Source organism: Streptomyces sp. NPDC059166, assembly GCF_042755185.1.
In the GTDB taxonomy this organism is placed as follows: Bacteria; Actinomycetota; Actinomycetes; order Streptomycetales; family Streptomycetaceae; genus Streptomyces.
Genome location: NZ_JBHZCI010000029.1, coordinates 100,127 through 107,427 on the forward strand (window position 1 = coordinate 100,127; position 7,301 = coordinate 107,427).

Consider the following 7,301-nt stretch of genomic DNA (forward strand, 5'->3'; position numbering starts at 1 on the left):
CGGCCCGGGGCCCGTCAGCCGCGGTGCAGCAGCGTCAGCATGACCTCGTACAGCGTCGCCTCGGGGTCTGCCGCGGCACCCTCCGAACGCCAGGCCACGAATCCGTCGGGGCGCACGAGCGCGGCGCCCTCGGCCGAAGTACCGTGCGCGGCCGCCCAGTCGGCACCGTTCTCCGGCTCGAGGTCGGCACCACGGCCGGTTCCGACCCCGAAAGCCTGGAGCGGAATGCCCAGGCGCTTGGCGACCTGCTGCGCCGCCGAACGCCACTCCTGCCGGCCGGAGTCGCACAGCAGCACGAACGACTTCTCGTACAGGTCCAGGGTCGACACACGCTCCCCGTCCCTGCCGAGCCACATGTGCGGCGCCCGCGTGCCTGGTTCGCCCGTCAGCCCCATGCCCTCAGGGACCACGGGCAGGCCCGGATCGACGCCGAGGACGGCCCCCCGCACGTAGCGGTAGCCGAGGGCGACCGTGAGCATGCCACCCTGACGGCCACCACCCGGCCCGCCCGCGGGCGCGTACCCGGGGTGACTGTGCTCGCTCGAACGGGCCGACGCGCGCGCGCTCGTGGCCTTGGCCACGGGAAGCCGTTCGGCCTCGTACGTCCCGAGCAGGCCCGGGCCGGCCACCTCGTCGATGACGGCGGCGAGCTTCCAGGCCAGGTTGTGAGCGTCCTGGATGCCCGTGTTCGAGCCGAACGCCCCCGTGGGAGACATCTCGTGCGCCGAGTCCCCGGCCAGGAAGACCCGCCCGACGCCGTAGCGCTCGGCGACCCTCTCGGCAGCGTGCCACGGAGCCCTGCCCGTGATCTCGACGTCCAGGTCAGGTGCTCCGACCGCCCTGCGGATGTGATCCGCACACCGCTCGTCGGTGAAGTCCTCCAGGGTCTCGCCCCGGTCGGGCTGCCAGGGCGCGTGGAAGACCCAGCGCTCCTCGTTGTCCACGGGCAGCAGCGCGCCGTCCGCATCCGGGGCGGTCAGATAGCAGACGATGAACCTCCGCTCACCGACCACCGAAGCGAGTCCGCGTGAACGGAACGTGATGCTCACGTTGTGGAAGAGGTCGCCGGGTCCCGTCTGGCCGATGCCCAGCTGCTCCCGGACGGGGCTGCGGGGCCCGTCGGCCGCCACCAGGTAGTCCGCCCGCACCGTCGTGTGCTTCCCGGTCTCCCGGTCCTTCACCACCGCGGTCACCCCCTCCGCGTCCTGCTCGAAGGAGAGCAGCTCGGTGGAGAAGCGCAGCTCGCTGCCCTGCGCGCGGGCGTGGGTGACCAGGACCGGCTCCAGGTCGTTCTGACTGCACAGGCACCAGCCGCTCGGGCTGAACCGCGCCAGCCCGCCGCCCGGGTCGATCTCCTTGAACAGCCACTCCTGGTCGTCGCCGGTGAGCGACCCGGCCTGGAGGATCCCGTGGTTGTCCGCGAGCACCGACGCGGCGTCCCGGATCAGCCGTTCCGCGCCCGCTGCGCGGAACACCTCCATCGTGCGGACGTTGTTGCCGCGCCCGCGCGGATGGGTCGAGGTGCTGCTGTGCTTCTCGACCAGCAGGTGGCGGACACCGAGCCGGCTCAGGAAGAGGGACGTGGACAGGCCCACCAGGGAGCCGCCCACGATGAGGACCGGTACGCGTAGGTCGACGTTCTCGTTCATCTGCTGCTCCAGCTGGGACGCATGACGGGATGCACTGTTCATGCCCTCCACGGGGGCCTTCGGCCGGACATCCGCCCATGCCTCACCTGAACGGTTCATAAATCTCGCGCCGCCCGGAGCGGCGTTCCACGATCAGTCGCGGGAGCGATGCTCCGCGGCACGGGGGCGGGATGTCACGTGCCGACGGGGAGGGACCTGTGCCGCTTCCGACCGACACCGACGGATCACGAGGGGCCACGGGACGTGGCCGCCGTACCGTCTCGAAGGAGAGCGAAAGATGACAACCCTCTCGGAACGTATATCTCAGTCCGCCTTCGACGGTTCGAGGCTCCGGGTCATACTGCTGCTGGACCTGCACGACGGCGCCCAGAACCAGTTCCTCGAGGCGTACGAGCACATGCGCAACCAGGTGGCCTCGATCCCGGGACACATCAGCGACCAGCTGTGCCAGTCCATCGAGAACCCCTCGCAGTGGCTCATCACCAGTGAGTGGGAGAGCGCCCCGCCGTTCCTCGCCTGGGTGAACAGCGAGGAGCACGTCGCCACGGTGCAGCCCCTCCACAGCTGCGTACGCGACACCCGTTCCCTCCGCTTCAGCGTCCTGCGGGAGACCGGGGCGGCGTTCGAGAACAACGCCGAGCCGCTCAAGGGCAATCTCCAGTCCGCGCCGCGGCTCGGGGACGGCGTGGTGCGCCACGCCCTCACCTTCACGGTCAAGCCGGGCACCGAGGAGATGGTCGCCAAGATCCTCGCCGACTACGACTCCCCGCAGGCCCGTGTCGACGAGAACACCCGGCTGCGCCGCACCTCGCTCTTCATGCACGGCAACCGGGTCGTGCGGGCGGTCGAGGTCGAGGGCGATCTCATGGCCGCCCTGCGCCACGTCTCCCGCCAGCCCGAGGTCCGGGCGGTCGAGGAGGCCATCAACCCCTACCTGGAGCAGGACAGGGACCTCAGCGACCCGGACTCCGCGCGGATGTTCTTCACCCGTGCGGCGCTCCCGACGGTCCACCACGTCAAGGCCGGCCGTCACGGCTCCGCCGACGTGGACCGGCACGCGCTGTTCTACCAGGCGAAGGAAGGCTGCGGCATGGCGCTGGCCAAGCTGCTCGCCGGCCAGGACGAGGAGGCCGCCGACGACCTCGCGAGCCCGATCGAGAGCAGCACCATCTTCCAGCGCGACGACATCGTGGTCCGCCTCCTCGAGGTCAGCGGCCCGCTCGACGCGCAGCCCACGCAGGCGCTCGGCATCGGCGGCCACCGCAAGGCGGCCATGCTCGGCCGGCTGCTCGACGGCGGTGCGAACGGCATGCCGACGACCGACCAGGAGGCCGCGCGCATCCTCGCGCAGGCGGAGATGGACCTGATCACCGACCGTCGGGCCACCGAGTCCTGACGCGTCAGCGGCACCGGGGACGCCCCGCACTGCCGTCACACCGCACAAGTGCCTGGAGGAGACCAGCCATGACCACCCACCGGCCTCGCATCGTGGACCTCAGCGAGACTCAGCCCAACCGCAGGCGCGGCGGAGACCTGCGCGCCATGCTCACACCCACGACGGTGGGCGCCACCAGCGGCTTCATGGGGCTGGCCCTCGTCGACCCCGGGGACCGCATCGGCGAGCACTACCACCCGTACTCCGAGGAATTCGTGTACGTCGTGGACGGACTCCTCGAAGTGGACCTGGACGGCGAGACGTTCGCCATGCGGCCCGACCAGGGCCTGCTCATCCCGCCGCACGTCCGCCACCGCTTCCGCAACGTCGGTGACGTGGAGGCACGCATGGTCTTCCACCTCGGCCCTCTCGCCCCGCGCCCGGAGCTCGGGCACGTGGACACCGAGGTCACGGAGACCGCGGACCCCAGCGACGGCTACGCGCCGCCAGAACGAACGGGAGCCGCCTCATGACCCGGCGCGTCGCCGTCACCGGAGTGGGCGTGGTCGCACCCGGAGGGATCGGAGCCCCGGCCTTCTGGGACCTGCTCTCCAACGGCCGCACCGCGACCAGGGGGATCACGCTGTTCGACCCGGCGGAGTTCCGCTCGCGCATCGCAGCCGAGTGCGATTTCGACCCCGTCGCCCACGGCCTGGACGCGGACCTCATCGCCCGTTCCGACCGCTACATCCAGTTCGCCCTCGTGGCGGCCCGGGAGGCGCTGGGCGACGCCGGTCTCGATCTCGAGCGGGAGGACCCCTGGCGCATCGGGGTCTCCCTCGGGACGGCGGTCGGCGGCACCACCCGGCTGGAGCACGACTACGTCGCCGTCAGCGGCAGCGGCTCACGCTGGGACGTCGACCACCGGCCGGCCGGCGCCCACCTCGAGAGGGCCTTCGCGCCCAGCACGCTCGCCTCCGCCGTCGCGGAGGAGGTCGGTGCCCACGGTCCGGTGCAGACCGTCTCGACGGGCTGCACCTCAGGACTCGACGCGATCGGGTACGCCTTCCACGCCGTCGAGGACGGCAGGGCCGACATCTGCGTCGCAGGAGCGTCCGACACGCCCATCACCCCCATCACCGTCGCCTGCTTCGACGCGATCAAGGCGACCTCGGCGAACAACGACGACCCGGAGCACGCGTCCCGGCCGTTCGACGCCCGCCGCGACGGGTTCGTGATGGGGGAGGGCGGCGCGGTCCTCGTGCTGGAGGAGCTCGAACACGCCCGCGCCCGCGGCGCCACCGTCTACTGCGAGATATCGGGCTACGCCACCTTCGGCAACGCCTACCACATGACCGGGCTCACCACCGAAGGACTGGAGATGGCCGAGGCCATCAACAGCGCCCTCGCACAGGCCCGGCTCGACGGCTCGCAGGTGGACTACGTCAACGCGCACGGCTCGGGCACCAAACAGAACGACCGCCATGAGACGGCGGCGGTCAAGAAGGCCCTCGGCTCGCACGCGTACAAGGTGCCGATGAGCTCGATCAAGTCGATGGTCGGCCACTCTCTCGGCGCCATCGGAGCGATCGAGATCGCCGCCTGCGTCCTGGCCCTCAAGAACCAGACGGTACCGCCGACGGCCAACTACGAGGTCCCCGACCCCGAGTGCGACCTCGACTACGTACCCCGCACCGCCCGGCCGCTCAAGCTGCGCAGTGTGCTCTCGGTCGGCAGCGGCTTCGGCGGGTTCCAGTCCGCCGTCGCCATGACCCGATCAGGCGGGAGGAACCCATGAACCACCCGGCACGTCCGGAGCGGCGCAACTCCGTCATCACGGGGATCGGCGTCGTCGCCCCCAACGGCACCGGCGCCGGCGCCTTCTGGAAGCAGACCCAGGAGGGCGTCAGCGTCCTCGACCGGGTGTCCCGCGAGGGCTGCGAGAACCTCCCGCTGCGAGTGGCGGGGGAGGTGAGGGACTTCGACCCGGTCGCGTTCATCGAGGAGAGGTTCCTCGTCCAGACCGACCGGTTCACCCACTACGCGATGGCGGCCGCGGACCTCGCCCTCGACGACGCACGCCTCGGGCGCGCGGACTACGAGAGCGAACCGTTCAAGGTGGGCGTCGTCACCGCCGCGGGCTCGGGCGGCGGCGAGTTCGGCCAGCGCGAGCTGCAACGGCTGTGGGGGGAGGGCTCCCGATTCGTCGGTCCCTACCAGTCCATCGCCTGGTTCTACGCGGCGAGCACCGGCCAGATCTCCATCCGTGGCGGTTTCAAGGGCCCCTGCGCCGTGGTGGCCAGCGACGAGGCGGGGGGCCTGGACGCCCTCATGCACGCCGCGAGGTCCATCAGGCGGGGCACCGACGCCGTCGTCGTCGGCGCCGCCGAGGCACCGCTCGCGCCGTACTCCGTCGTGTGCCAGCTCGGCTACGACGACCTCAGCCTCTGCGAGGAACCCACGCGCGCCTACCGGCCGTTCACCGCGGACGCCTGCGGGTTCGTCCCGGCCGAGGGCGGAGCCATGCTCGTGGTCGAGGAGGAGACGGCGGCCCGCGCCCGCGGCGCCAGGGTCAGGGCCGAACTGGCCGGCCACGCCGCCACCTTCACCGGCGCGGCACGCTGGGACGAGTCCCGCGCCGGACTCGCCCGCGCCATCGAAGGGGCGCTCCGCGAGGCGGACTGCGCGCCCGAGGAGATCGACGTGGTCTTCGCCGACGCGATGGGCGTACCCGCGGCGGACCGGGCCGAGGCCCTCGCCATCGCGGACGCGCTGGGCGCGCACGGACGGCGAGTCCCGGTCACCGCGCCCAAGACGGGCACCGGCCGCGCCTACTGCGGAGCACCGGTCCTGGACACGTCCGCCGCGGTTCTCGCCATGGAGCACGGGCTGGTCCCTCCGACGCCCAACGTCTTCGAGGTGAACCACGACCTGGACCTGGTCACCGGTCGCGCGCGGCCCGCCGAGATGCGGACGGCGCTGGTGCTGAGCCGAGGACTCATGGGGTCCAACGCGGCTCTGGTCCTGCGGCGTCCCACCGAAACCACTGTGTGAGAAGGAGCAGCCCCTCATGAACGACCGACTGACGTACGAAGAGCTGGCCGTGCTCATGAAGAACGGCGCCGGCCTGACCGTCGACCCGTCGGAGATGGCCGCCCGTCCCGGCTCGGCCTTCGACGAGTACGGCCTGGACTCGCTCGGCCTGCTCGGGATCGTCGCCGCCCTGGAGAACCGCTACGGCCGGCCGCTGCCCGCGGACGCCGACCGGTGCAGGACGCCCGGCGAGTTCCTCGACCTCGTGAACAACACCCCAGTGACAGGAGTCTGACGTGTCCGGACACACCGAGAACGAGATCACCATCGCGGCCCCCCTGGACCTCGTCTGGGACATGACCAACGACCTGGAGAACTGGCCGCAGCTCTTCAGCGAGTACGCGGCCGTCGAGGTCCTGGCGCGCGAGGGCCAGAAGACGACCTTCCGCCTCACCATGCACCCGGACGACAACGGCAAGGTCTGGAGCTGGGTCTCGGAGCGCACCACGGACCGTCAGGGACTCAACGTACAGGCGCGCCGCGTCGAGCCCGGCCCGTTCCAGCACATGGACATCCGGTGGGAGTACGCGGAGGTCCCCGGCGGCACGCGGATGCACTGGCGCCAGGACTTCGCGATGCGCCCCGACGCCCCGGTCGACGACGCGTGGATGACCGACAACATCAACCGCAACTCGCGTCTCCAGATGGAGCTCATCCGGAACAAGATCGAGCAGCGCGACCGGGAACGCCGATCCGCCTCCGTCCCCGCCAACTGATGCCCCGAAAGGCAGCCAGATGCATCACGCACTGATCGTCGCCCGGATGGCGCCCGGATCCGCGCCGGACATCGCGAAGCTGTTCGCGGAGTCGGACAACACCGAGCTGCCCCACCTCGTCGGTGTCCACCGGCGGACGCTGTACCAGTTCGGCGACGTGTACCTGCACCTGATCGAGTCCGAAAGGCCTCCGGGGCCGGAGATCGCCAAGGTGACCGAGCACCCGGAGTTCAAGGCGGTCAGCGACCGGCTCACCGCCTACGTCAGTCCGTACGACCCGCAGACGTGGCGTGGTCCGAAGGACGCGATGGCGCAGCAGTTCTACCGCTGGGAGCGGGAGCGCCCGGCCTGAACGCGGACGGGGGGGCCCCGGCGCGCCCCCCCCGCCGGCCCCGCGGGGCCCCCGGTGGGGGGCCGGCCGCCCCCCCCCCCCCCCCCCAATCCTAAAAAAAAAAAAAAAAACCCCAC

At 71.2% G+C, this 7,301-nt stretch carries 8 protein-coding genes; 7 read left to right on the forward strand and 1 reads right to left on the reverse strand.

The window, feature by feature from the left end:
* Positions 1–14 precede the first annotated feature (14 nt).
* On the reverse strand, positions 15–1,649 hold the full coding sequence (locus tag ACFXOA_RS22095; RefSeq protein ID WP_385031111.1) for an FAD-dependent oxidoreductase: 1,635 nt from the start codon (positions 1,647–1,649) through the stop codon (positions 15–17).
* Between the two features lie 277 nt (positions 1,650–1,926).
* On the opposite strand from ACFXOA_RS22095, the gene ACFXOA_RS22100 reads away from it, so the two are divergent.
* The 7 genes from ACFXOA_RS22100 (at position 1,927) to ACFXOA_RS22130 (ending at position 7,185) form a co-directional block, all read left to right on the forward strand.
* A complete protein-coding gene (locus tag ACFXOA_RS22100; RefSeq protein ID WP_385031081.1) occupies positions 1,927–3,045 on the forward strand; it encodes a TcmI family type II polyketide cyclase in 1,119 nt (372 codons plus the stop codon).
* A 68-nt stretch (positions 3,046–3,113) separates the two neighbouring features.
* Positions 3,114–3,557, forward strand: coding sequence for a cupin domain-containing protein (locus ACFXOA_RS22105; RefSeq protein WP_385031084.1), 444 nt, complete (start codon positions 3,114–3,116; stop codon positions 3,555–3,557).
* Positions 3,554–4,822, forward strand: a complete 1,269-nt coding sequence (locus tag ACFXOA_RS22110; protein WP_385031087.1) for a beta-ketoacyl-[acyl-carrier-protein] synthase family protein — start codon at positions 3,554–3,556, stop codon at positions 4,820–4,822. Before ACFXOA_RS22105 ends, ACFXOA_RS22110 begins: the two co-directional genes overlap by 4 nt.
* Positions 4,819–6,078 (forward strand): beta-ketoacyl synthase N-terminal-like domain-containing protein, encoded by a 1,260-nt coding sequence (locus ACFXOA_RS22115; protein ID WP_385031090.1) that lies wholly within the window; start codon positions 4,819–4,821, stop codon positions 6,076–6,078. Before ACFXOA_RS22110 ends, ACFXOA_RS22115 begins: the two co-directional genes overlap by 4 nt.
* Positions 6,079–6,094: 16 nt before the next feature.
* Positions 6,095–6,352, forward strand: a complete 258-nt coding sequence (locus ACFXOA_RS22120) for an acyl carrier protein (RefSeq protein WP_385031093.1) — start codon at positions 6,095–6,097, stop codon at positions 6,350–6,352.
* Position 6,353: 1 nt separating this feature from the next.
* A complete protein-coding gene (locus ACFXOA_RS22125; RefSeq protein ID WP_385031096.1) occupies positions 6,354–6,833 on the forward strand; it encodes an SRPBCC family protein in 480 nt (159 codons plus the stop codon).
* A gap of 19 nt (positions 6,834–6,852) precedes the next feature.
* On the forward strand, positions 6,853–7,185 hold the full coding sequence (locus ACFXOA_RS22130) for a TcmI family type II polyketide cyclase (protein WP_385031099.1): 333 nt from the start codon (positions 6,853–6,855) through the stop codon (positions 7,183–7,185).
* Positions 7,186–7,301: the final 116 nt, after the last annotated feature.